This is a genomic window from Kribbella sp. NPDC050470, from assembly GCF_044458365.1.
Lineage (GTDB): Bacteria > Actinomycetota > Actinomycetes > Propionibacteriales > Kribbellaceae > Kribbella.
Genome location: NZ_JBITHV010000010.1, coordinates 141,553 through 164,135, shown reverse-complemented (window position 1 = coordinate 164,135; position 22,583 = coordinate 141,553). Strand labels below are relative to the sequence as shown.

Annotated in this window: 19 protein-coding genes and 1 pseudogene; 10 read left to right on the top strand and 10 right to left on the bottom strand. The window is 69.2% G+C overall.

Features of this window, described 5'->3' with window-relative positions; genetic code table 11:
- Positions 1 to 109: 109 nt before the first annotated feature.
- On the top strand, positions 110 to 481 hold the full coding sequence (locus ACIBGM_RS29985; protein ID WP_360524076.1) for a YciI family protein: 372 nt from the start codon (positions 110 to 112) through the stop codon (positions 479 to 481).
- A 15-nt stretch (positions 482 to 496) separates the two neighbouring features.
- The gene (locus tag ACIBGM_RS29980) at positions 497 to 1,771 is read left to right on the top strand and encodes an RNA polymerase sigma factor (protein WP_396387411.1); all 1,275 of its coding nucleotides are present in this window, start codon (positions 497 to 499) and stop codon (positions 1,769 to 1,771) included.
- On the opposite strand, the gene ACIBGM_RS29975 is transcribed toward ACIBGM_RS29980, so the two are convergent.
- Positions 1,740 to 2,192: a MerR family transcriptional regulator gene (locus ACIBGM_RS29975; protein ID WP_396387410.1), complete on the bottom strand. Its 453-nt coding sequence runs from the start codon at positions 2,190 to 2,192 to the stop codon at positions 1,740 to 1,742. The genes ACIBGM_RS29980 and ACIBGM_RS29975 overlap by 32 nt on opposite strands.
- A 169-nt stretch (positions 2,193 to 2,361) precedes the next feature.
- Between ACIBGM_RS29975 and ACIBGM_RS29970 the strand changes: the two genes are divergently transcribed.
- The 3 genes from ACIBGM_RS29970 to ACIBGM_RS29960 all read left to right on the top strand — a co-directional run bounded on the left by ACIBGM_RS29970 (position 2,362) and on the right by ACIBGM_RS29960 (position 5,029).
- Positions 2,362 to 3,501: an MFS transporter gene (locus ACIBGM_RS29970; RefSeq protein ID WP_396387409.1), complete on the top strand. Its 1,140-nt coding sequence runs from the start codon at positions 2,362 to 2,364 to the stop codon at positions 3,499 to 3,501.
- A gap of 274 nt (positions 3,502 to 3,775) precedes the next feature.
- Entirely contained in the window at positions 3,776 to 4,159 is a 384-nt protein-coding gene (locus ACIBGM_RS29965; RefSeq protein WP_360524064.1) for a DUF4870 domain-containing protein, read from the top strand.
- A 42-nt stretch (positions 4,160 to 4,201) separates the two neighbouring features.
- Positions 4,202 to 5,029 (top strand): aminoglycoside phosphotransferase family protein, encoded by an 828-nt coding sequence (locus tag ACIBGM_RS29960; protein ID WP_360524061.1) that lies wholly within the window; start codon positions 4,202 to 4,204, stop codon positions 5,027 to 5,029.
- 7 nt (positions 5,030 to 5,036) lie between these two features.
- Here the strand turns inward: ACIBGM_RS29960 and ACIBGM_RS29955 are convergent, their stop codons facing one another.
- The 8 genes from ACIBGM_RS29955 to ACIBGM_RS29920 form a co-directional block, all read right to left on the bottom strand.
- On the bottom strand, positions 5,037 to 5,912 hold the full coding sequence (locus tag ACIBGM_RS29955) for a GNAT family N-acetyltransferase (RefSeq protein ID WP_360524058.1): 876 nt from the start codon (positions 5,910 to 5,912) through the stop codon (positions 5,037 to 5,039).
- A 10-nt stretch (positions 5,913 to 5,922) separates the two neighbouring features.
- Complete coding sequence (glgB, locus tag ACIBGM_RS29950) at positions 5,923 to 8,175, bottom strand: 1,4-alpha-glucan branching protein GlgB (RefSeq protein ID WP_360524055.1); 2,253 nt, start codon at positions 8,173 to 8,175, stop codon at positions 5,923 to 5,925.
- Positions 8,176 to 8,294: 119 nt separating this feature from the next.
- A complete protein-coding gene (locus tag ACIBGM_RS29945) occupies positions 8,295 to 9,707 on the bottom strand; it encodes an aminoglycoside phosphotransferase (protein WP_396387408.1) in 1,413 nt (470 codons plus the stop codon).
- Positions 9,707 to 11,428: a maltose alpha-D-glucosyltransferase gene (treS, locus tag ACIBGM_RS29940; protein ID WP_396387407.1), complete on the bottom strand. Its 1,722-nt coding sequence runs from the start codon at positions 11,426 to 11,428 to the stop codon at positions 9,707 to 9,709. The genes ACIBGM_RS29945 and treS overlap by 1 nt, the downstream gene beginning before the upstream one ends.
- A gap of 276 nt (positions 11,429 to 11,704) precedes the next feature.
- A complete protein-coding gene (locus tag ACIBGM_RS29935; RefSeq protein WP_396387406.1) occupies positions 11,705 to 12,094 on the bottom strand; it encodes a type II toxin-antitoxin system HicA family toxin in 390 nt (129 codons plus the stop codon).
- On the bottom strand, positions 12,094 to 12,303 hold the full coding sequence (locus tag ACIBGM_RS29930; RefSeq protein WP_396387405.1) for a type II toxin-antitoxin system HicB family antitoxin: 210 nt from the start codon (positions 12,301 to 12,303) through the stop codon (positions 12,094 to 12,096). Before ACIBGM_RS29930 ends, ACIBGM_RS29935 begins: the two co-directional genes overlap by 1 nt.
- A 25-nt stretch (positions 12,304 to 12,328) precedes the next feature.
- Positions 12,329 to 12,943, bottom strand: coding sequence for a hypothetical protein (locus tag ACIBGM_RS29925; RefSeq protein ID WP_396387404.1), 615 nt, complete (start codon positions 12,941 to 12,943; stop codon positions 12,329 to 12,331).
- A 103-nt stretch (positions 12,944 to 13,046) separates the two neighbouring features.
- A complete protein-coding gene (locus ACIBGM_RS29920) occupies positions 13,047 to 14,135 on the bottom strand; it encodes an OmpA family protein (RefSeq protein ID WP_396387403.1) in 1,089 nt (362 codons plus the stop codon).
- 193 nt (positions 14,136 to 14,328) lie between these two features.
- Here ACIBGM_RS29920 and ACIBGM_RS29915 point away from each other — a divergent pair.
- From ACIBGM_RS29915 to ACIBGM_RS29905, 3 genes and pseudogenes are all read left to right on the top strand, one after another.
- Positions 14,329 to 14,520 (top strand): annotated as a pseudogene (locus ACIBGM_RS29915) (glycosyl hydrolase family 18 protein); the annotation flags it as partial.
- A 67-nt stretch (positions 14,521 to 14,587) separates the two neighbouring features.
- Entirely contained in the window at positions 14,588 to 14,992 is a 405-nt protein-coding gene (locus tag ACIBGM_RS29910; RefSeq protein WP_396387583.1) for a glycosyl hydrolase family 18 protein, read from the top strand.
- A 181-nt stretch (positions 14,993 to 15,173) separates the two neighbouring features.
- The gene (locus ACIBGM_RS29905; RefSeq protein ID WP_360524041.1) at positions 15,174 to 15,743 is read left to right on the top strand and encodes a winged helix-turn-helix domain-containing protein; all 570 of its coding nucleotides are present in this window, start codon (positions 15,174 to 15,176) and stop codon (positions 15,741 to 15,743) included.
- 50 nt (positions 15,744 to 15,793) lie between these two features.
- Here the strand turns inward: ACIBGM_RS29905 and ACIBGM_RS29900 are convergent, their stop codons facing one another.
- Positions 15,794 to 20,203 (bottom strand): S8 family serine peptidase, encoded by a 4,410-nt coding sequence (locus ACIBGM_RS29900; protein ID WP_396387402.1) that lies wholly within the window; start codon positions 20,201 to 20,203, stop codon positions 15,794 to 15,796.
- 292 nt (positions 20,204 to 20,495) lie between these two features.
- On the opposite strand from ACIBGM_RS29900, the gene ACIBGM_RS29895 reads away from it, so the two are divergent.
- Together ACIBGM_RS29895 and ACIBGM_RS29890 are read left to right on the top strand one after the other, a co-directional pair.
- Positions 20,496 to 21,101: a winged helix-turn-helix domain-containing protein gene (locus ACIBGM_RS29895; RefSeq protein WP_360524035.1), complete on the top strand. Its 606-nt coding sequence runs from the start codon at positions 20,496 to 20,498 to the stop codon at positions 21,099 to 21,101.
- 11 nt (positions 21,102 to 21,112) lie between these two features.
- Complete coding sequence (locus ACIBGM_RS29890) at positions 21,113 to 22,270, top strand: threonine synthase (RefSeq protein WP_360524032.1); 1,158 nt, start codon at positions 21,113 to 21,115, stop codon at positions 22,268 to 22,270.
- Positions 22,271 to 22,583: the final 313 nt, after the last annotated feature.

The window sequence follows — 22,583 nt, the reverse complement described above, 5'->3', positions numbered from 1 at the left end:
GCCGGACAGCGGGATCTGCTGGGAAAGTTCTGTCCTGGTGTTGTCGATTCCGCTGGTTGTCGATCGTCAGCAAGATGTTCAGTACAAGCCCTACACGAGGGAGCCGGAGATGGCGCAGTACGTGTTCCTGCTGTTCGACAGCGAAGAGTGGTACGACAACATCACGCCGGAGGAGTGGCAGCAGTCGATGAAGCTGCACGGCGCGTTCACCGAGGCCGTGGAGAAGGCCGGGGCGCGGATCCTGGGAGGGGAGGCGCTGGAGCGGTCGAGCACCGCGAGCACGGTGCGGCAGCGCGAGGGTGCCGAGCCGCTGGTCACCGACGGGCCGTTCATCGAGACCAAGGAGGCGCTCGGCGGCTTCTACGTGATCGAGGCCCGCGACCTGGACCAGGCGCTCGAGCTGGCCAAGATCTGCCCGTCGGGGAACGTCGAGGTCCGCCCCGTGATGCCCACCTCGGGCGACGCCCAGCCGCCGGCCTGACCCCGCCGGATCGACATGGCGCTGCAGCCGGGTACCCCGACGGACCTCCCGCCGTCGGCGTACCCGCCTGCGCCGGTCGAGGTGGCCCGCGTGGTGGACAGGGCGCACCGGGAGAGCTGGTCCACGGTGCTGGTGTCGGTGGTGCGGCTGACGCGGGATCTGGACCTGGCCGAGGACTGCACACAGGACGCGTTCGTCCAGGCGTTGCGGACCTGGCCGGACGGCATCCCCGCCAACCCGGGTGGCTGGCTGACCACGGTCGCGCGGCGGCTCGCGCTCGACCGGATGCGGCGGGAGACGAACCTGCGGCGGAAGCTTCCGTTGCTGGTCGAGGATCCGGTCGCGCCGGACGACGTGGAGCAGCCGACGGATCCGCTCCGTCTGGTCTTCACCTGCTGCCACCCGGCACTGGTCCGGGACTCGCAGGTGGCGTTGACGTTGCGGCTGATCTGCGGCCTGACCACGCGTGAGGTGGCGGCCGTCCTGCTGATCAGCGAGCCGACGGCGGCGGCGCGGATCACCCGGGCGAAGAAGAAGATCGCAGCGGCCTCGATCCCGTACCGGATCCCGGCCGACGAGGAGCTGCCGGCGCGGCTGGACGCCGTACTGACGGTGGTGCATCTGGTCTATACGGCTGGGCATGTGGCGGCCGGGTCCGAGTTGACGCGGACGGATCTGACCGGGCGGGCTGTGGAGTTGGCGCGGATGCTAGTGCGGTTGATGCCGGACGAGGCAGAGCCGCAGGCGTTGCTGGGATTGCTGTTGATGACGGAGGCGCGGGGGGACGCGCGGGTGAGCGAGGACGGGGAGCTGGTGCTGCTCGCGGATCAGGACCGGTCGCGGTGGGACATCCGGCTGCTGGCGGAAGGTGTGTCGCGGGCGACGGCCGCGCTGGAGCGGGGACAGGGGAGATTCGCGCTGCAGGCAGCGGTGGCAGGTCTGCACGTGACCGCGCCGTCGTGGGAGAAGACTGACTGGGGTCAGGTCGTGCGGATGTACGACGCGATGATGATCAGCTGGCCGACGCCCATCGTCGCGCTCAACCGGGCCGCCGCGCGCAGTCTCGTGCCAGGCGCCGACCTGGATCGCGTCCTCGCCGAACTAGATGCCCTCAGCAACGAGCCTGCGCTCAAGTCCTACGCCTACCTGCCTGCGGCCCGCGCCGATGTTCTGGCTCGGCTCGGCCGGGCGGCCGAAGCAGCTGACGCGTACCGCCTGGCGATCACGTTGACGGCAAACGAGACCGAACGGCGCTTCCTCAGCCACCGCTTGACTGGTCTGCCGGACTGACGCCTGCCCAGAGGCTGTCGGCGGTGCCGGCTTGGAGACGGCCCCGGTAGACGTCGATCTTGTGGTCGATGAGTTCGAGGTTGTCCTGGAGTTCGGCGAGTTTCGCGAGGACCTCGGCGCGGTGGGTCTCGAGGAGCTCCAGGCGGTCCTTCTCGTTGCCCCGGCCGGCGGACACGAGGTCGGCGTACGCACGGATGGTCCGGATCGGCATGCCGGTCGCGCGGAGGCGGGTGCAGACGTTGATCCAGTCCAGGTCGAGTTGCCGGTAGCGACGGCGGTTGCCGGCCGTTCGGTCCACCGTGGTGACCACCAGCCCGGCGCGCTCGTAGTACCGCAGGGTGTGCACGCTCACCCCGGTCCGCCGAGCCGCCTCGGCAATGCTCACGCCGGCCTCAGGAACAGGTTGGTTGACTTCGAGCACGCTCTAAATCCTAGCGTCGTGGTTATGAGTGCTCCAGCGGTCCCAGTGGCTGCGTCCGATGAGCTGAGTCGACGGCGTCGGCAGGGGGTGCTGGCGATTTGCTGCGCCAGCATCGTCGTGGTGGTGATGGACATCTCCATCGTCAACGTGGCGTTGCCGTCGATCCGGAGTGACCTCGACGCCTCGATCTCCGGGCTGGAGTGGGGCGCGGGCGCTGCAGGCGGTCGGCGGCACGATGCTGAATCCGGTGGCGATGGCGATCGTGGCCACGACGTTCACGGATCGGGCGGAACGGGCGCGCGCGATCGGGGTGTTCGGTGCGATGTCCGGGTTGGCATTGGCGCTGGGGCCGATTCTGGGTGGTGCGCTGGTCGACGGGTTCGGGTGGCGGGCGGTGTTCTGGGTGAACCTGCCGATCGTCGCGGCAGCGATCGTCTGCACGGCTCTGTTCGTGCCGGAGTCCCGGGCTGCCCGCGGACGTCGAGTCGACCCGATCGGTCAACTGTTGGTGATCCTGCTCCTCGGCAGCGTCGTCTACGCGATCATCGAGGCGGGCAGTCTGGGCTGGACGTCCCCGGTGATCGTCGGCCTGCTGCTCCTCGCCGTACTCGCGGCAGTGGGCCTGCTCGTCTACGAACCGCGTCGAGCGGATCCGTTGCTGGAGTTGCACCTGTTCCGCAGCATCCCCTTCAGTTCGGCGATCCTGATCGCGCTCTTCGCGCTGTGCGGTTTCGGCGCGTTCCTGTTCGTCACCACGCTCTACCTGCAGGACATCCGCGGCCTGCAGGCACTCACCGCCGGGCTCTGCCTGCTTCCGGTCGGCGCTCTGATCATGGTCCTCTCCCCATTCACCGGCCGCATCGTTGGCAGCCGAGGTCCGCGGCTGCCACTGGCAGTGGCCGGTACGGCGCTCGCCCTGGGCGCCGGCGCATCGCTCTGGATCGGCGCGACCACTCCGCTGCCGATCGTGCTCGCCGTCTACCTGCTCTTCGGCATCTTCCTCGGCACGGTCAACCCGCCGATCACCAACTCGGCGGTCTCCGGCATGCCCACCTCGATGGCCGGCCTGGCCGCCTCCGTCGCCTCGGCGGCCCGCCAGACCGGCACCACCGTCGGCGTAGCCGTCGCCGGCGCGATCATCGGATCCACCGTGTCGGCCGGCCCGCGAGCGTTCACGGCGGCCGAGCACCGAGTCTGGTGGCCGGTCGTCGGCCTAGGGCTCGCGATCCTCGCCCTGGCCCTCCTCAGGCATGCAACCTGCCCCGCCGCCGAAAAGGAATCGGTGACGGGGCGTGCTGGGCGTGCTTGACTGGAGTTTGACGTCCTCCCACCACCTGGAAGGCAGGGGGATTCCAACCCTTGTGGGTTGAGGTTCGCGGTTCACAGCCCTGCCTTACTGCGCAAGAAGGCTCCCCGCGCTGCCACGGCCCGCCCGGCCGCGGTTGCTACTGGTCCTGCAAGTACCGGTTGCTTGGCTATCGCAACCGGTGGAGACATTAGCTGGCTGAACCGACAAAACCTGAAGGGAGGGAGATGGCGTTTCCTCCCCGCCGTGAAGGACGGGGTTCCACGCCATCAAACCGATGAGTGCGCCTGGAGCCGGGCCGCCGTTGTCGGCCTCGGAAGAGCGGACGTGGGGGATGGTGGCCCACGTCGGGGTGTTGGTCGCGGCCTGGTTCGCGATGGGGTTCCTGTGCCCGCTGGTGATCTGGCTGGTGTACCGCTACCGGTCCGACTTCGTCCGGCGGCACGCGCTGGAGTCGCTGAACTTCCAGCTGTCGTTGCTGATCTACACCGCGGTGGCGGTGATCCTGATCCTGATCACGTTCGGCCTGGGCGTGCTGATCATCATCCCGCTGGTGCTGATCGGCGCGATCGCGGCGCTGGTGGTGATCGTCCTGGCCACGATGGCCGCGTCCAGCGGCCGCGAGTACCGCTACCCGCTGACCATCCGCCTGGTGCGCTAATCCGGTTGGCCCGGGCGGACCGGGTTTGGCAGAGTTCCCCGGGTGGAGCTGATCGGCCAGGGGATGGAAGGCGCCGTCTACGACCTCGGTGACGGCCGGGTGCGCAAGACCTGGTTCGACCGGCGGCCGGACGACGTACGCCCGCTGCAGGCGTTCCTCGACGAGTTGCCGCCGCTCCCGTTCCGTACGCCGCGGATCCGCGAGATCAGCGCGGACGGCGAGGGCCTGGCCGTCAGCGTCGAGGACAAGCTGACCGGTACGGCGCTCCATGACGCCGGACTGACCGAGGAGCAGGCGCTCGATGCGTTCGTTGCCGTGGTCGAGGCGCTCGGCACGACGACAGCCGGTCCCGCGAGCAAGGCGCTGCCCGTGCTCAACCAGCCGTTCTGGCGCGATGACCTGTCCTGGGGCGAGGCGCTGGCAGCCCTGGTACGGCGTCGCGGCGCCGAGTCCCACCATCACCTCAAGCGCGACGTCCCCGACTTCGACGAGCGCCTCGAAAGTGTGACCACCCGCCTGGCGACGATCGAGCCGGATCGGCTGAGCGTCGTCCACGGTGACATCTGCCCGCCGAACCTGCTGATGGACGGACCGCGGACTGCCGCCGTACTGGACTGGGGCTTCTACACGACAGCCGGTGACAACACCTTCGACGCCGCGCTGGCCGCCGGTTTCTTCGACATGTACGGCCCGGACGCGCAGCGCCTCGACAACCTGCTGCTCGACCGCTTCGAGACGCTCGGGCACGACCGCGAGCGGATGTACCTGTACCGGGCGGCCTACGCCATCACGACCGCGACCATCTACGACGCCGACGCAGGCGACGGTCACTACGCCTGGTGCGTCGGCAACCTCAACCGGCTGGCGTAGGCCGTGTCTAGCTGATCGGCAGTCCGTCGCGCAGGTTGTGCAGGATCGTCGGCTTGGCGAGGACCGACGGCAGCCGACGCGCGTTCAGCGGCGACACCAGCCCGGCGAGAGCGTCCGGCTCGTGCCAGGCCACGCTGCGGATCTCGAAGCCGTCCGGCTGCAGGGTGTCGATCAGCGACGGGTCGTGGACACCGCCGTCGTACAGGATCTCGACGGCGTCGCCCCAGCCCTCCCACCGCGGCAACCAGTCGATCGCGAGTACGCCGACCAGCGGCAAGGCGACCCCGATCTCCTCTTCCATCTCCCGGGACGCCCCGGCCGCCGGATCCTCGTCCGGCTCGACCACGCCGCCGGGCAGCTCCAGGTCCTTCTTGTAGCTGACCTGGCACAGCAGCACCCGGCCACCGGTGTCCCGTACGACGACGTGCGCGATGACCCGCTTCTTCGGCAGCGCGGAGTCCATCAGAGCCGTCCAGCCGGTCAGCGTGTCCGGGCGCGGGTCGTCCCTGCGCATCCCGTAGATGGCCACGTCCCGGCGCTCGTCCTCGACCAGGGCGGCGCCACGCAGGATCCCCTCGCGCCGGTAGCCGGACCGGATCGCGACCCGGGCCGACGCGTGGATCTCGGGGTCCACCTCGACCTGCAGCCGCTCCAGGCCGAGCTCGTCGAAGGCGTACTCGGACACCAGCCGGACCGCTCGTTGCGCGGTCTCCGGGCCGCCGTCCATCGCCCAGGTGACCAGGCCGACACCCGGAGTAGTCCGCCGTACCTCGACAGTGCCCACCGGGCCGTCGCGCTCGACGTCGAAGGTCACCGCCTGCTGATCCTGCCGCGCCACGCGCAGCGTCAACTCACCATCGGTCAGCGGGGAAACGGCGGTCACCCCGTGAACGCTACCCGGTGTGGCGCAAGTACACCGTTGCCAGGGGTGGGACGGTCAGCTCGGTGCTGGTCTCCATGCCGTGCCAGCTCGGGCCGTCGGCGGTGACGCTGCCGAAGTTGCCGACCCCGGAACCGCCGTACGTGTCGGCGTCGGTGTTCACCGCCTCCTGCCACTGGCCGCCATACGGGAGACCCAGGCGGTAGCCGTAGTGCGGTATGGCGGAGAGGTTCGTGATGCACGCGATCGTCGGTTCGCCCTCGTCGCCGTACCGGACGAAGGAGAACACGTTGTTGCCGGCGTCGTTGGCGTCGATCCAGGTGAACTTCTCCGGCGCGTGGTCGGTCCGCCACAGCGCCGCGGTCTCGCGGTAGACGCCGTTCAGGTCGCGGACCAGCTGCTGCAGGCCGCGGTGGTCGGCGTGGTCCAGCAGCCACCAGTCGAGCTCGCCCTTCTCGGACCACTCCGACTCCTGGCCGAACTCGCAGCCCATGAACAGCAGCTGCTTGCCCGGGTGCGCCCACATCATCGCCAGGTACGCGCGCAGGTTCGCCAGCTGCTGCCAGCGGTCGCCGGGCATCTTCCGCAGCAGCGAACCCTTGCCGTGCACAACCTCGTCGTGCGACAGCGGGAGCACGAAGTTCTCCGAGTAGGCGTACATCATCGAGAACGTCAGCTCGTGGTGGTGGTACTGCCGGTGGACCGGCTCGTGCTCCAGGTAGCGCAGCGAGTCGTTCATCCAGCCCATGTTCCACTTGAACCCGAAGCCGAGCCCGCCCAGGTGCGTCGCCCGGGTGACGCCGGGCCACGAGGTGGACTCCTCGGCGACGGTGATCACGCCGGGAACCCGCTTGTAGAGCGTCGCGTTCATCTCCTGGAGGAACGACACCGCCTCCAGGTTCTCGCGGCCGCCGTACTGGTTCGGCACCCACTCGCCCTCGTTGCGGGAGTAGTCGAGGTAGAGCATCGACGCGACCGCGTCCACCCGGAGGCCGTCGATGTGGAACTCCTCGGCCCAGTAGATCGCGTTCGCGACCAGGAAGTTGCGCACCTGCGGCCGGCCGAAGTCGAACACCAGCGTGCCCCAGTCCGGCTGCTCGCCGCGCCGCGGGTCCGGGTGTTCGTACAGCGGCGTGCCGTCGAAGCGCGCCAGCGCCCAGGCGTCCTTCGGGAAGTGTGCCGGCACCCAGTCGACGATCACGCCGATCCCGGCCTGGTGCAGCTTGTCGACCAGGTGGCGGAACTCGTCCGGGTCGCCGAACCGCGACGTCGGGGCGAAGTACGACGTCACCTGGTAGCCCCACGAACCGCCGAACGGGTGCTCCATCACCGGCATCAGCTCGACGTGGGTGAACCCCATGTCGTTGACGTAGGCAACGAGCTCGTCGGCCAGCTCCCGGTAGGACCTGCCCTTGCGCCAGGAGCCGAGGTGCACCTCGTACACGCTCATCGGCTCGGCGTAGGCGTGTGATGCCGTACGGCGCTCCAGCCACGCGGCGTCGTCCCACTCGTACGACGACTCGTGCACGACGGACGCGTTCGCCGGGGGAGTCTCGGCCAGGTTCGCCATCGGGTCGGCCTTCTGCCGCCAGACGCCGTCGCGCCCGCAGATGTCGAACTTGTACCGCGTGCCCGCGCCGACGCCCGGCACGAACAGCTCCCACACGCCGGAGGAACCCAGCGACCGCAGCGGATGCGCCCGGCCGTCCCAGAAGTTGAAGTCCGCGGTGAGCCGGATGCCTTGCGCATTCGGCGCCCAGACGGCGAACGACGTCCCGGTGACTGTCCCGGACGGGCCGTCGTACCGGCGGACGTGCGCGCCGAGCACGGTCCACAGCTGCTCGTGCCGGCCTTCGCCGATCAGGTGCAGATCGACCTCGCCGAGCGACGGCAGGTAGCGATACGGGTCGTCCAGCTCGATCGCCGGTCCGTCGGTGTAGCGCACCTCGAGGCGGTAGTCGGGCACCTTGTCGAGGTCGAGCACGCCGACCCAGACGCCTTCGAACTCGTGCCGGAGCTCCAGCCGCTGGTCGTCGTACAGCACCGACACGGACTGGGCGAACGGGCGCAGCACCCGGACCGTGACACCGCTCTCGCCGAGATGCGGCCCGAGCACCTGGTGAGGATCGTGGAACGTCCCGCCGACCAGTCGCTCCAGCGCGGTCCGATCGACCGGAACCGCTGTCACCACAGGCTTGTCTGCCGCGACCACCGGCTGCTCGAAAGCCTCCACCGCCGGCCCGGCATCCCGCTCACTCGATCCCATGAACCCCATCCTGCCCGATCACTCGGCCATCTACCGAACCCCCGTACCCGTCGATGCCCGACGTACACAAAGTCAGCCCGCGAGCGCTGTCCGGACGGTGGGGCGCAGATTTTGGGGGATTACTGTTCGGCCAACTGGGCGGCCGCGGCCAGCGGGATCGGCAGCCAGGACGGCCGGTTGCGGGCCTCGTACAGCGTCTCGTACACCAGCTTGTCGGCCAGGAACGCGCTCAGCAGCACCCCTTGCTGCCGCGGGTCCGTGCCCGCGACCTCGGCGTACCCGTCGCAGAAGGCCTGCTGGTTCCGGCTCGCCCACTCGGCTGCCCGGTAGGCGATCTGCTGGTCGCCCAGGTGGTCGGCCAGCAGCGACCGGGCTGCGTAGTCGAACGACCGCAGCATCCCGGAGATGTCCTTGATCGGTGTGTCCAGCGCTCGCCGCTCGACCAGCGACTTGGCCGGCTCACCCTCGAAGTCGATCAGCTTCCAGCCGTCGATCGTGCGCAGTACCTGGCCCAGGTGGAAGTCACCGTGGATCCGCTGCACCGTGACCGGCTGGTCGTACGCCGCGAGCGCGTCGAACGCCCGGGTCAGACCGGGCGCGTACGGCGCCAGCTGGGGGATCGCCGCGGCCGCCGCGTCCAGCCGGCGCCGCATCGCCGCGGCGTGCTCGACCAGCTTGGAGGCCTCCCAGACGTCGGTGCCGAGCGCCTTGGCCAGCTCCGAGTGCACCTGCGCCGTGCTCGCGCCGAGCCGGTGCGACTCGGCCGCGAAGTCACCGCCGACCTCCTCGGCGTGCAGGTCCGCCTCGGCGTACAGGTCCCGCACCGACGACATCGCGAACGACCACCCGTCGGTCGCGTTCTTCTGGAACGCCGTCATCATCGCCAGCTCACCGGAGTCGGTCCCGCCGCCCGCGCGCGGCCAGCTGCCACGCGCCGAGCCGAGCACCTCCGGGACGAGCTCCGACCCCGACTCGGTGAGCGCCGACTCGATCTCGACGCCGGGGTTGCTGCCCGGCTCGAGCCGGCGGAACACCTTCAGCAGCGCCACGTCGCCGAACACCAGCGACGTGTTGCTCTGCTCCACCGTCAGCACCAGCGACTGCGAGTCCTCCGGTACGACGGTCGCGTGCTCCGGAGCGTGGACGGGATGGAACTCCAGCCCGTCCAGCTGCCGTCCGTGCGTGAGGCCGTCCAGCCAGTACGGCGTGGCCTCCTTGTCGTGCAGGGCGTCGTACACCCAGACCTCGGTGTCGCCGAGGTCCTGCTCGACCCACTCGCCGACCAGCGCGTGGCCGAGGTTCTCGACCGGTTCGCGGTGGTAGCTGAGCGGCAGCTGGTACACCCGGATCGGGATGTCCGACCCGGGCGGACCGGAACAGTAGACGAATCCGATCCGGACCGCGGGCCAGGCGTCCGCGCCGGACAGCCACACGGAGGCGGCCATCGCGTCGACATGGACGTCGTGTCCCTTCTCACCGAACCACCGCTGGCTCGCGCAGAAGGACTGGACCTGGTCCAGATGGGAAGTCACTACATGCTCTCCTCGTGGTCAGCCGGCTTGTGCACCGGCAGCCGGAACCAGTAGAAACCGTGCGCTCCGAGCGTCAAAAGGTAGGGCAACTCGCCGATGGTCGGGAAGTGCACACCACCGAGCAGCTCGACCGGCTCCACGCCCTGCCACTGGCGCAGGTCCAGCTCGATCGGCTGCGGGAACCTCGACAGGTTGTTCACGCACAGCACCACGTCGTCACCGAACTCGCGGACGTACGACAGCACGCTGGGGTTGGAGCCCCCCAGGTCTGTGAAGGTACCCATGCCGAAACACGGGTGCTGCTTGCGGGTCTGGATCATCCGCCGGGTCCAGTGCAGCAGCGACGAGGCGTTCTCCATCTCGGCCTCGACGTTCACCGCCTGGTAGCCGTAGACCGGGTCCATGATGACCGGCAGGCTGAGCTTGCCCGGTGTCGCGGTGGAGAACGACGCGTTGCGGTCCGGCGACCACTGCATCGGGGTCCGGACGCCGTCGCGGTCGCCGAGCCAGATGTTGTCGCCCATCCCGATCTCGTCGCCGTAGTACAGGATCGGCGAGCCGGGCAGGCTGAGCAGCAGCGCGGTGAACAGCTCCATCTTGTTCACGTCGTTGTCCAGCAGCGGGGCCAGCCGCCGGCGGATGCCGATGTTGGCCTTCATCCGCGGGTCCTGCGCGTACTCGCCCCACATGTAGTCGCGGTCCTCGTCGCTGACCATCTCGAGCGTGAGCTCGTCGTGGTTGCGCAGGAAGATGCCCCACTGGCAGGTGTCCGGGATCTCCGGGGTCTGGGCCAGGATCTCCGAGATCGGGAACCGCGACTCGCGCCGTACCCCCATGAAGATGCGCGGCATCACCGGGAAGTGGAACGCCATCTGGCACTCGTCACCGCCGGACGACCGGTCACCGAAGTACTCCACCACGTCGGCCGGCCACTGGTTCGCCTCGCAGAGCAGGACGCGGTCGGTGTAGTTCGCGTCCACCTCCTTGCGGACCCGCTTGAGGAACTCGTGGGTGCGCGGCAGGTTCTCGCAGTTGGTGCCCTCGGTCTCGAACAGGTACGGCACCGCGTCCAGCCGGAAACCGTCCACGCCGAGGTCGAGCCAGAACTTCAGCGCCTCGATCATCGCGTCGCCGACGGCCGGGTTCTCGAAGTTCAGGTCGGGCTGGTTGGAGTAGAACCGGTGCCAGAAGTACTGGCCGCGGACCGGGTCCCAGGTCCAGTTCGACGACTCGGTGTCGACGAAGATGATCCGGGCGTCGGAGTACTTGTCGTCGGTGTCGGACCACACGTAGAAGTCGCCGTACGGGCCGTCCGGGTCCTCCCGGGACGCCTGGAACCAGGGGTGCTGGTCGGAGGTGTGGTTCATCACGAAGTCGACGATGATCCGGATCCCGCGCGCGTGCGCGGCCTCCATGAACGCGGCGAAGTCGGCGATCGTGCCGACCTCGGGCATCACTCCGGTGTAGTCGGAGATGTCGTAGCCGCCGTCGCGCAGCGGCGACGGGTAGAACGGGGGTAACCAGAGACAGTCCACCCCGAGCCACTCGAGGTAGTCGAGTTTCTCGGTCAGGCCCTGCAGGTCGCCGATGCCGTCGGCGTTTGAGTCCTTGAAGGACCGCACGAGGACCTCGTAGAAGACGGCCCGCTTGAACCACAGCGGGTCACTCTTCGTCAGTCCGTGGTGCTGCTCCGGCAGCATGTCGGTCACGCTCACCTCCATCGGGTGTCTCCAAACCTAGCGGTACTACGGCCTGCCGCCACGGATCGTGGCGGCAGCGTGGGTGGACTTTCCCGGGCGTGCACTCGTCTCCCATACCCCGTCTCGGGGTTCGTAAAAGAAGACCACACGATGTTTCCGGTCAGACGTCCGGGTGATGTGGTGACGCCATGGGGTGGGCGGCTTCCGGCCAGGCGTTGCGCACAGTGTGACGCCCGCCCGCCAATACAAGCAAATAGGTGCCTCATCGCCCTATCCGGTCCGGCCCTGAGCACTCCGTCAGCGCGGCGTTCGCCCCTTGTTCTCCCGCGCAGCAGACCCCGACCGCCGTCGCCCACCGGCCCGCCCGCGGGTGCCTTTCGCACCCGGCGCCCCACGCGCGTCTGCCACCCCGCTCCGAGCCGCATCAGCGCTCTTGTCAAGATCGGCGGCGGGTCGCGGCGCCTTCTTCTTCAGGTCGTTGACCGACTCCAGGCCGACGTCCCGCAAGATGCTTCCCATGGTCCCCTTGGGAACGTCCCTGCCGGCGTGCACGGCCACCGTCGTCGCGCGGCCGTCCTTGTGCACCATGATGTGGTGGCTGCCCTTGACCCGCGCGACCCTGAAGTAGTGGTTCTTCTGGAGCAGAGCGACGACCTCGCTGCCCGTGAGCGACGGTTCCGACCCCATCAGGGGGTCTCGACGGTCACGGTGATCGTCTCGGGGACGCCGACGACCTCGATCAGGCCGGTGAGCGCCTCGCGGAGATCCTCCACAGCCTCTTCCGCTGTCGCGCCTTCGCCGTTGGCCCCGACACCGTGCCGCAGTTGAGCGTGCGCGCACCAGACGCCGTTTTCGTCCTGCTCGACGGTGATCGGGACGGTGACCTCGTGTTTCACAGTCACATACTCCTCGGCGAGGGGATCAGTCGTGGGGGTTGGCCGACTTGCGGGGGCGGCGGGTGTACTTGGTGAAGCCGGCGCGTTCGGCGTCGGACTCGGAGCGGAACCAGACCTCGGGTTTGGTCCGGCCGTAGTACGGCGAGTCGGGGGTGTGGAACAGCATCGACTGGGCGTTGCCCTTGATGGTGAACCCGTCCGGCGGACCTTGGTGCGGCACCGCGTCGGCCGAGCCCTCACCGTACCGTCCGGGAGGTACTACGTCCTGCACCTGCGGCTCGGTCGCGCCTGTGTCGTCCGCGGGCGCGTCGTCGAACAGGGTCGGCTCGGCCACCCGCTCGGCGTCCATCCGCCGACTGAACGTGGGCTCCGGTTCCCGCCGTCCCTCGGTCACCGGAGCCGCCCTGGTGTCCGGCCTGGTGTCCGGCCTAGTCTCCGGCCTGATATCCGACCGGGTGTCCGACGTGCTGTCCGCGCCGACGCTTGCGCCGACGAGGACCTCTTCCCTCTCCTGCACCGGCACCTCGGCCACGGCCGGCGGGGCCTGCTCACGCCGTGCCAGCAGGAACCAGGTGATCACCGCGCCGAGCAGGAAGGCGAGCAGGGACCACAGCCAGTTGTGGCGCAGCAGCCAACTCATCAGCGCGCCCCTCTCGAGACCAGGCGGTGCAGCACCCACGCGCTCGCGCTGCCGAGCACGAACGCCCCCAGCAACAGAATCCAGGTCTGTGCGATCAGCCAACTCATGAGGTCCCTTGCAAGGCTCGTAGCTCGGCCCGGCGGTTGGCGATTCGGCCGGCCGGGGTGCTGTTGGAGGCGACCGGGAAGGCCTCGCCGTACCCATGCGCGAGCAGCCGGCTCTGGGCTACCCCCAGCCGCACGAGCATCGCCTTGAGCGCGGCCGCGCGCCGCTCGGACAGCGGCAGGCTGCTGGCGGGGGAGCCGAGATTGTCGGTGTGGCCGGCGATCTCGACCCGCGCCGTCGGGCACGACTTCAGCAGCGCCGCGGCCTTGACCACGGTCGGCCTGGAGGCACTGTTCACGATCGACGTCCCGGACAGGAAGATGATCGTGTGCTGCCGGCCGAACTCCGACAGCCGGCTCTGGAACGTCCGGCACGCCTCGCTCAGTTCGCTCTTCGGCGGCGCCGGCGTCTGCAGTTGGTCCGCGATCACCGCACCGGGGACCGCCTTCGCCGCCGCCCGCGCGACGGTCGCCTTGGTGGCCTGGTCCGGAACCTTCCCGGTCAGCGTGATCGTGGTGCCGTCGTAGCGCACCGACGCATCGCCGTTCCCGATCGCGAGCGCGTGGATGAGCGCCCCGAGCGCGGTCGCGTCGGCCAGGCCGGTCGCCGGGTCGATCGTGGTCCGGTCGTCGAACTCGCGGTCCTCGCCGAGCACCCTGTCGACCTGCGCGGCGATCGCGTCCTTGACGGCCTGGTTCTTGACCGCGGCCCGGACCCGGATCGAGTTGTCGGTCCGGCCGACCTCGAACGGCGCGACCGCAGCCTCCTCGACCGGAGCCTCGGTGGCGGTCGGGGACGGCGTACCGCCCTCGACCTGGACGGCGCGCACGCCCTCGACGCCGGCGACCACTTCCTCGACGAGCGCCGGATCGACCCCGGCCGGTACGGCGACGGTCGCGTCCCGACCGTCCACGTCGACCTCGGCGCCGTTGATCCCGCGCGCCTGCAGCGCCGCGATCGACCGGTCCCGGAGATCGTCCTCGGTGGTGCCCGCCTTGGCCGGAATGAGCACAGCCGTGAGCAACACGGGTACGGCGAGGGCCGCGAGCAGCCAGACGACGATCGGCCGCCGAACGAGTCCGGGCACTGTTCCTCCGTCGGATGCGGTCAAGAGTGACCGTGCGCGAGGACATTACTCCGCGCGGCGCGCAGTCTGCACGCCTGGTCCAGGGAGCGTCGCGATGATCACGGGATCATTTTTATTCAGGTTTATTCTTTTCTTAACCCGACGTGCTCGGTAGTGTGCGGACAGTCCTCTTCCGCCCCAAGGAGGCACGCACATGTTCTACGACGCGGCGTCGTCGGTCGACGGCGTGGCCGACACCTGGGACACCGGCGCGCTGCGCGGCAACTTCAACCAGTTGCGCAAGCTGAAGCGCGAGTTCCCGAACATCAAGGTGGTCTGGTCGTTCGGCGGCTGGACCTGGTCCGGCGGCTTCACCGAGGCGGCCAAGAACCCGACCGCATTCGCGAACTCCTGCTACAGCCTGGTCGAGGACCCGCGCTGGGCCGACGTGTTCGACGGGATCGACCAGCGGGATCCCGACCGCCGGGTTCCACAGCGACGCGGCGATCCAGAAGCTGAAGTCGAAGGGCATCCCGGCCTCGAAGCTGCTGCTCGGGATCGGGTTCTCCGGCCGCGGTTGGACCGGGGTCACCCAGGCGGCGCCGGGCGGCCGGGCGACCGGCGCGGCGCCGGGAAAGTACGAGGCCGGCATCGAGGACTACAAGCTGATCTCGACCCGCTGCCCGTCGACCGGGACAGTCGGCGGTACGGCGTACGCGTTCTGCAACGGACAGTGGTGGGGCTACGACACCCCCGCCACGATCCGCAGCAAGATGACGTACGCGAACCAGCAGGGACTGGGCGGAGCCTTCTTCTGGGAGCTGTCCGGTGACACCTCCAACGGCACCCTGATCACCGCGGTCAAGACCGTCGGCTGACCCTCCCGGTACTGCGTCCGGGTCCGCCGCGCCGTTCCCCGCGGCGGCCCGGGCGCACTCTTGCGTTTGTCCTGTCTCGGACAGGTCGCATTTGTGCCAGCCCAGGGTGCGGGGAATCTCTTGACTTACTTCGCGTCGTAAAAGGTACTTGTGCCTGGCGTTTGACCAGGAGGGGACTCTGATGGAGAGGTCGTCGGACTCGTCGTTGATCATCGGGGTGGCCACGTCCACGGCCGAGCGGGTGCAACTCGTCCGGCTGCTCGGGGGTGCGGAGGCGTTGTTGCTGGTGTCCAGCGCGGACCAGGCGCGGGCGTTCCTCGAGCTGACCGCGCTGGATTCGCCCGCGGGACCCGTCGTACTGACGCCCGCCGTGCTGCCCGGTGCTGAGCATCTTGGTGCCGAGTCGGTGACCGTGACTGCCTCCCTTGCCCAGATCGAGGCAGCGCGCCCGCCGGCGGCCGACGCCGAGCTCTACCTGGACGTGGACCGGCGGGTCGTGCGCTGGAAGGACCGCGAGGTGCCACTGACCCGGCTGGAGCACGACTTCCTGCACTGCCTGGTCGAGGAGCCCGGCCGGGTCTGGACCTACCAGCGCCTGCACCACGCCGTCTGGGGCAACGAGCACCTCGGCCACGGCTCCCACATCCACTCGGTCGTGAAGCGCCTCCGCCAGAAGCTGGCCAACCTGGGCGCCACAGTGACCATCCACGCCGTCCGCGGCGTCGGCTTCCACCTTCTCCCGACCGCGTAGAACCGGCCCCACCCGGAAGATCCGAGTGGGGCCGGCCCTTGGTCCGTCGGCTACCTGATGGACTTCAGTGCGAAGTCCTCGGTGACCGGCTCGCCTACGAGCAGGCGGGTGGTGCGGGTTTGGGGCTTGTAGCCGTCCTTGGCGGCGATCAGGGTGAGCGGGTTGTTGCGACGGTCCAGCCAGTAGGCGTACTTGCCGTCGTCATCGGTGATGAAGGTGTAGGACTGGGCCCACGAGTCGACCTGCACGATCGCCCCCGGGAGCGGAGCCGTGACACCGGTCGAGCTGACGCCCGTGACGGTGCCCTGCAGCTTGCTCCAGGTGGTCGGCGGGGTGACGTTCATCGTCACGCCCACCGGGGCGACCTGGTACGGCGTGTTCTCGCCGATCGTGACCGAGCCGCTGTAGGTACCCGGCTGGTCCACACTCGCCGTGAGCGTGACCTTGACCGTCGTCGACGCGCCCGGGGCCAGCGTGGCCTCGGTCTTGTCGATGGACAGCCAGCTCACGTCCGCCGACGACTCGGCGCAGTCCTCGAGACCCGGCAGGGCCTCGCTGTCCACCGTGGCGGTGAAGCCACCGGAGGAACCGCCGACCTTGTAGAAGCCGCACGCCGCGCCACCGCGGTACCGCGGCAGGTTGGCGTTCGGCAGCGCCGACCAGGCGTCGACCGCCGGGTCGTACGCCATACCGGCGTTGGTCACCGCGCCGGCCTGGACACCGCCGACGACCAGCAGCTTGCCACCGGCGACGGCGTACGACGCCGCCCAGTGGTCAGCCGGGGCCTGGGCGATCGGAGACCAGGCGTTGGTGCCCGGGTCGTAGACGTACGCCGACTTCTCCGAGGTCGAGCCATCGTTGCCACCGGCGCAGTACAGCTTGCCGTCGATGGCGCCGCAGGAGGCGAAGGCGACCGACTTCGGGTAGTTCGGCAGCGTCTCCCAGCTGTTCGCCGTCGCGTCGTACCGCACGACGCTGTTGCTCATCGGGAGGCAGCTGGAGGTCGTGCAGCCACCGACGGCGTACAGCTTGCCGTCGACGACAGCCTGACCGGCCGCAGCCCGCGGAGCCGGGTTCGGGGCAACTGCGGTCCAGGCGTTGGCGGCCGGGTCGTACGACCAGGTGTCCGCGGCCGGACCGGAGGCGCCCCAGCCGGAGCTGGCGATGATCTTGCCGCCCACGACGCCGACGGTGATGGCGTTGCGAGCACCCGGGAGCGGGGCGATGGCGGTCCAGGCGAGCGTGGCCGGGTCGTACACGTAGCTGTTCCCGGTCGACGCACTACCGTTGCCACCGGCAATCGAGTAGAGCTTGCCCTCGAGGTTGACCACCCGGTTGTCCATCACGGTCGACGGGTAGTCGGCGATGTCGGTCCACGGAGCCGCGAGCGGCTTCGCGACGGCCGGCGAGCCGGCCATCTTGCCCGACAGCTTGCTGCCGAACGAGGTCGGGACCTCGAGCCGCTGCAGCGGGGCACCGGTGCTGGTCAGCACCTGGGTCTTACTGGTGGTGGTGCCGTTCGCGTTCTGCAGCACGAAGCCGCCGTCACGCTCACCGAACTTCACCTCGACCGGCGCGCCGCCCGTGTTGGTCACGGTGAACGACTTGGTCACCTTGCCGGTGGGCAGCTTCAGGTTGCCGGAGACGCTGCCCGGGGTGACGGCCAGCTTGCCGGCCGCCAGCGTGTAGTCGGCTGCCGTGGTCCAGTCGGCCTCCACGTTCACGCTCTGCTGCGAGCTGACGTAGTTGCCGGCCTTCGCGGTGAAGCCCTGCGCGCCGGACTCCGAGGAGTACAGCCAGTAGAAGCCGTCGGCCAGGCCGGTGTCCTCCGGCGTCGCCACGGTGGTGGCGGTCTCCGCGGCGTTGCCGTCGCGGGTGACGACCGCACCGTTCACGGCGCCGTTGGTGTTGGCGTCCTTCACGTTGCCGACGACGATGCCGCCGCCGGTCGGCTCACAGGTGACCTGACTGCCGATCAGCACGTTGTCGACGATCCACCACCACTCGTACTGCGCGTTGTAGTAGTGGAACCGGACCTGTACGGCGGACTGGCCGGCCGCCTGCGGGATCGCGATCTCCTTGACACCGCGGACGTCCGCGGCCTGGGCGAGCACGGTGGTCCAGGTGGCGCCACCGTCGATCGACAGGTCGACGTCGGCCTTCTCGCCACCGAGGTAGTTCAGGTCCTGGTTGAACCGGATCACCGGAGCGGTGACCGAGGTCAGGTCCACGACCGGGCTGACCAGCGAGGTGTCCTGCTGGCCACCGCCGCCGTACTCGTCGCTGTCGATGATCGCGAACTTGCCGCCACCGCCGGACAGGTTGCCCCGGTTGCCCGGGTCGTCGAACTTCCAGACCTGGCCGTTGCCCTTGTTGTCGACGACGGTCCAGCCACTCGGCGTGGCGCCGGACTCGAACGTCTCGTAGACGCCGTCGGAGCCGTACCTGTAGCCGGGCGCCGTGCTGCAGGCGTCGGTGCGGACCGGGACCGCGATGTTCTTGGTCAGGTTGCCGGTGCCGACCGTGATCGGCTCACTGACCGTCTGGTACCCCGGGTACTGCGCCACGACCTTCAGCGTGTACGCCGCGCTGGACGGCACCTGCAGGCTGAACCGGCCGTTGGTCGGGGTGGTGTAGTCGAACACGCCGCCCGGACCCTCGACGCTCACCTTCGCGTACAGCGGCCAGCCGTGGCCGGAGCCGTCCGAGATGGTGCCGCCGACGTTGACCTGCGGAGCGCTGGCCAGGGCGTAGTTCTTCGTGGTGGTGGCGCCGGTGGTGATCGTGGCGGTGTCGGTCTGGGTCACGTACCCGAACGACGCCACGGTCAGGTTGTAGCTGCCGGCCGGCAGGACCGACGAGAAGGCGCCGGTGCTGCTGGTGGTGAGGACGCGGTCGGGCTGGCCGTCGGCCTTCACCGTCACGCTCGCGCCGGCCAGCGGGGAGCCGCCGGTCGCCGCGGTCACCGTGCCGGCCAGGGTGCCGGTGTCACCGATCGGAGCGGCGTTCAGCAGAGCCAGCGCGTCCAGACGGCCCTGGCCGTAGACGTTGTTGTTCTCCGCCGTACCACCGCACTGGGCGTCGGCCTTGTCGATCGCGGTGCTGTTCAGCAGCGCGCGGGTCGCGTCGACGTCACTCTTCAGCGCCGGCGCGGCCGACCACAGCAGGGCGACGGCGCCCGCGAGGTGCGGGGTGGCCATCGACGTCCCGTTGAAGTTGCCGTAGGTGCTGCCCGGCAGGCTGGACCGGACGTTCACACCCGGGGCCGAGATGTTCGGCTTGATCATGTTGTTCTGGCCGACACCACGGCCGGAGAACGACGCGATGTTGTTGTTGATGTCGTAGGCCCCGACCGAGTAGTTGCTGGCCAGGGAGCCCGGCGATCCGCTGCTCTGGCAGCCGAGCGAACCGCTGTTGCCGTTCGCCCACGCGCCGAAGATGCCGGACGCCTTCCAGGCGTTGGTGATGTCCTCCATGAACGGGTCGTTGGAGGGCAGCTGCGAACCCCACGAGTTGTTGATGATGTCCGGCCGCTTGCTGGCGTCCGGGTTCTGCCCGTTGAGGTCGGTCGGCTCGAGCATCCACTGACCGGAGTTGATCAGGGCCGCGTCGCTCGGGCAGCAGCCGTTCGCGGCGATCCACTTGACCGCCGGCGCGACGCCGATCTGGTTGCCCGCGCCGTCGTCGCCGACCATGGTGCCCATCGTGTGGGTGCCGTGGCCGTTGCCGTCGGACGGTGCGGTCGGCGAGGTGCCGGCCGCGTCGAACCAGTTGTAGTTGTGGTCGAACGTCCCGTCGGCGTTCTTGCCGCGGTAGCTGTTCACCAGCGCCGGGTGGTCGTACTGCACCCCGGTGTCGATGTTGGCGATGACGATGCCCGCGCCCTTGTCGCCGTACTGCGACCAGACGTCGTCGGCGTTGATGTTGGCGATACCCCACTCGAGCGCGTTGATCTCGTGGTTCTGCTCGCCCGGCGTCACCGGCGGCACCTCGATCGCGACCGGGTTGTACAGCCCCTCGACCTCGGCGTGGCCGGCCAGCTTCTGGGCCAGCTCGAGCGTGCCGCTGTTGATCCGGATCGCGTTGGTGCCCCAGAACGACTGGTACTTGACCTTCTGCGCGTCCAGTTCGGCGCGCACCTTGACCTGGCTGTCGGCCGCGGTCTTCTTCAGCGCCGCCGCGACTGCGGTGCCGCGCTCGTTCCAGTCGGTGATCCGGCTGGCGGCGGTCAGGTCGGCCTTGGCGGCGAACCGGACCCAGTAGTCGGTCGCGGCCTTCGCGTCCTTGCCGTCCAGCTTGGCCTTCAGGTCCGGCTTGATCTTGCTCGCCGCCTGTTCGGGCTTGGTGGGCGGTGCGGCCTGGGCCTGGCCGGCGGCGGCCATCCCGGTCGCGACGACGGCCACCGTCGCCAGGGCGCCGACCAGGGATCTGGCCAGGCCCCTTCTTCGTTGATGTGACATCTCTGCAGCCCCTCACTCGTAACGACCCCGAGTCGACTCCCCCGAGTCATCTGGTGCAGAGGTGCAGGCCGCGGTCCGCACGGGCGGTTGGTCCGTGGCGCGAACGCTGCGTGCCCCCCAGGTCGCGGCATGTGACACCGCGAGCCTGACGTGGACCTTATGTGTCAGAACAACGTGGTAACAAGCACACTTCGTAAGCAAGATGTGACTAACCGTCGCACCGATCCAGGCAAAGTAGTCAAAGGTTGGCAGTTCGTTGACGATCCAAGGCAGAGGTTGACATCGTGATCAGATGGTCACCGCCCGTGTCCCCGCCCCAGCGGACGTCGATCTGACCACGTCCGACCGGAAGGCTTTCCCACTGCTGATCGCGGTGGCGGCCTCACCGGAAGACCGTGTCCGGCTCGCCGAACGTGTCGACGACGTCGCGCCGCTGCTCCTCGTGTCCAGCCTGGACGAACTGCGCCGGCTGCTGGTCCCCGGCCGGCAACCACCGCCGGCCCCCGAACAGCCCGAGCCGCCCGAGCCCGTCGAGGTCGACGCGACGTCCGCGAAGGCGACCGACGGCGACCCCGACGCCGACGTGCTGACCATCGACCGGCTGCGCGCGGTCGCCCAGTGGCGCGACCGCGAGGTCCAGCTCACCGAGCTCGAGCACGACCTGCTCAGCCGGCTGATGTCGGCGCCGCTGCGGGTCTGGACGTACGACGCGCTGCACCAGACCGTCTGGCGAAACCGGCACCTGCGCGGCACCGCCGACATCCACTCGGTGGTGAAGCGGCTGCGCCGCAAACTCGACGACCTCGGCACCACGGTCACCATCGACGCGGTCCGCGGGATCGGGTTCCGGCTCACCGATCACCAACGGCCGGCGATCACCAACCTGCGGGCGGGGTAGTTTCAGCAGCTGTGACGTTCTCAGCGCTGAGCCACCTCGAATGCCCGCGGTGCGGGACCGTGCGCGACGCCGATCAGGTGATCGGGCTGTGCCCGTGCGGATCACCGTTGCTGGCGCGGTACGACGTACGTGCGGTGACGCTGACCAAGGACGAGCTGGCCGCGCGGCCGCCGGATCTGTGGCGGTACCACGAACTGTTGCCGGTGCGGGCGCCGGAGAACGTGGTGACCCTGGGGGAGGGGATGACGCCGCTGCTGCCGCTGCCGCGGTACGGGCGCGAGGTCGGGGTCGACCGGTTGCTGATGAAGGACGAGGGACTGATCCCGACCGGCACCTTCAAGGCCCGTGGCGCGGCGGTCGGCGTGTCTCGCGCGTACGAGGTCGGCGTACGGCGGATCGCGATGCCGACCAACGGGAACGCGGGGTCGTCGTGGGCCGCGTACGCCGCCCGCGCCGGGATGGAGGCGTTGATCGCGATGCCGGTCGCGGCTCCGGAGATCTGCCGGCGCGAGGTGAAGGTGGTCGGCGCGCGGCTGCACCTGGTCGACGGGCTGATCGGCGACGCGGCGGCGTACATCCGCGAGCAGGAGGGGTACTTCGACGTCTCGACGCTGAAGGAGCCCTACCGGATCGAGGGCAAGAAGACGATGGGCCTCGAGATCGCCGAGCAGCTCGGCTGGCGGATGCCCGACGTGATCCTTTACCCGACCGGTGGCGGGGTCGGCATCATCGGGATCTGGAAGGCGCTGGTCGAGCTTCGCGAGCTCGGCTGGGTCGACGGGCCGTTGCCGCGACTGGTCGCCGTACAGTCGACCGGCTGTGCGCCGATCGTGCAGGCGTACGAGAAGGGCCTGCCCGAGAGCGAGCCGTGGCCGGACGCCCAAACCATTGCCTTCGGCATCACGGTCCCGAAGGCGCTCGGCGATTTCCTCGTCCTGCAAGCGATCGCGGACACCGACGGCTGCGCCGTTGCCGTCGACGACGAATCCATCCTGGCCGAACAACACCTGCTCGCCCGCCTGGAAGGCACCTTCATCTGCCCCGAAGGCGCTGCCACTTTCGCCGCTGTACGACGCCTCCGCGACTCCAACTGGATCCACCCCGACGACCAGGTAGTCGCCCTCAACACCGGCCTCGGCCTCAAATACCCAGAAACCGTCCCGCTCTGATCCAGCCCCGCGCATGTGGTCGGTCCCACGTCCCGGCGTGAGCCGGAGCAGGATCCACCCCGTCCTCCGGCGGGTCTCCGCGGGTATCCGATCCAGAACCGACATCCTCGCCCCCTTGTTGTGGGGGCGAGGATCTCACGCCGCGGGTCAGGTTGGGATCCGCGCCGCGCCTCCGTTCATTCCGCAGTCCGTCGGCTCTCGCGGGGAGGTCGGCTCGCGGCACACCGCAGTCCCATGCGCCCGTCAGTTCAGTTGACTCGGCGAAGGCGCCGGCCGCGCCGTCGAGCGCGAGCGACAGCTCGCAACACGCCGC

What these genes read in the sequence shown, in the direction of transcription:
- ACIBGM_RS29985 (WP_360524076.1), top strand. Translation starts at nt 110, where the DNA reads ATGGCGCAGTACGTGTTCCTGCTGTTCGACAGCGAAGAGTGGTACGAC.
- ACIBGM_RS29980 (WP_396387411.1), top strand. Translation starts at nt 497, where the DNA reads ATGGCGCTGCAGCCGGGTACCCCGACGGACCTCCCGCCGTCGGCGTAC.
- ACIBGM_RS29965 (WP_360524064.1), top strand. Translation starts at nt 3,776, where the DNA reads ATGAGTGCGCCTGGAGCCGGGCCGCCGTTGTCGGCCTCGGAAGAGCGG.
- glgB (WP_360524055.1), bottom strand. Translation starts at nt 8,175, where the DNA reads ATGGGATCGAGTGAGCGGGATGCCGGGCCGGCGGTGGAGGCTTTCGAG.
- treS (WP_396387407.1), bottom strand. Translation starts at nt 11,428, where the DNA reads ATGGAGGTGAGCGTGACCGACATGCTGCCGGAGCAGCACCACGGACTG.
- ACIBGM_RS29935 (WP_396387406.1), bottom strand. Translation starts at nt 12,094, where the DNA reads ATGGGGTCGGAACCGTCGCTCACGGGCAGCGAGGTCGTCGCTCTGCTC.
- ACIBGM_RS29925 (WP_396387404.1), bottom strand. Translation starts at nt 12,943, where the DNA reads ATGAGTTGGCTGCTGCGCCACAACTGGCTGTGGTCCCTGCTCGCCTTC.
- ACIBGM_RS29905 (WP_360524041.1), top strand. Translation starts at nt 15,174, where the DNA reads ATGGAGAGGTCGTCGGACTCGTCGTTGATCATCGGGGTGGCCACGTCC.
- ACIBGM_RS29900 (WP_396387402.1), bottom strand. Translation starts at nt 20,203, where the DNA reads ATGTCACATCAACGAAGAAGGGGCCTGGCCAGATCCCTGGTCGGCGCC.
- ACIBGM_RS29895 (WP_360524035.1), top strand. Translation starts at nt 20,496, where the DNA reads ATGGTCACCGCCCGTGTCCCCGCCCCAGCGGACGTCGATCTGACCACG.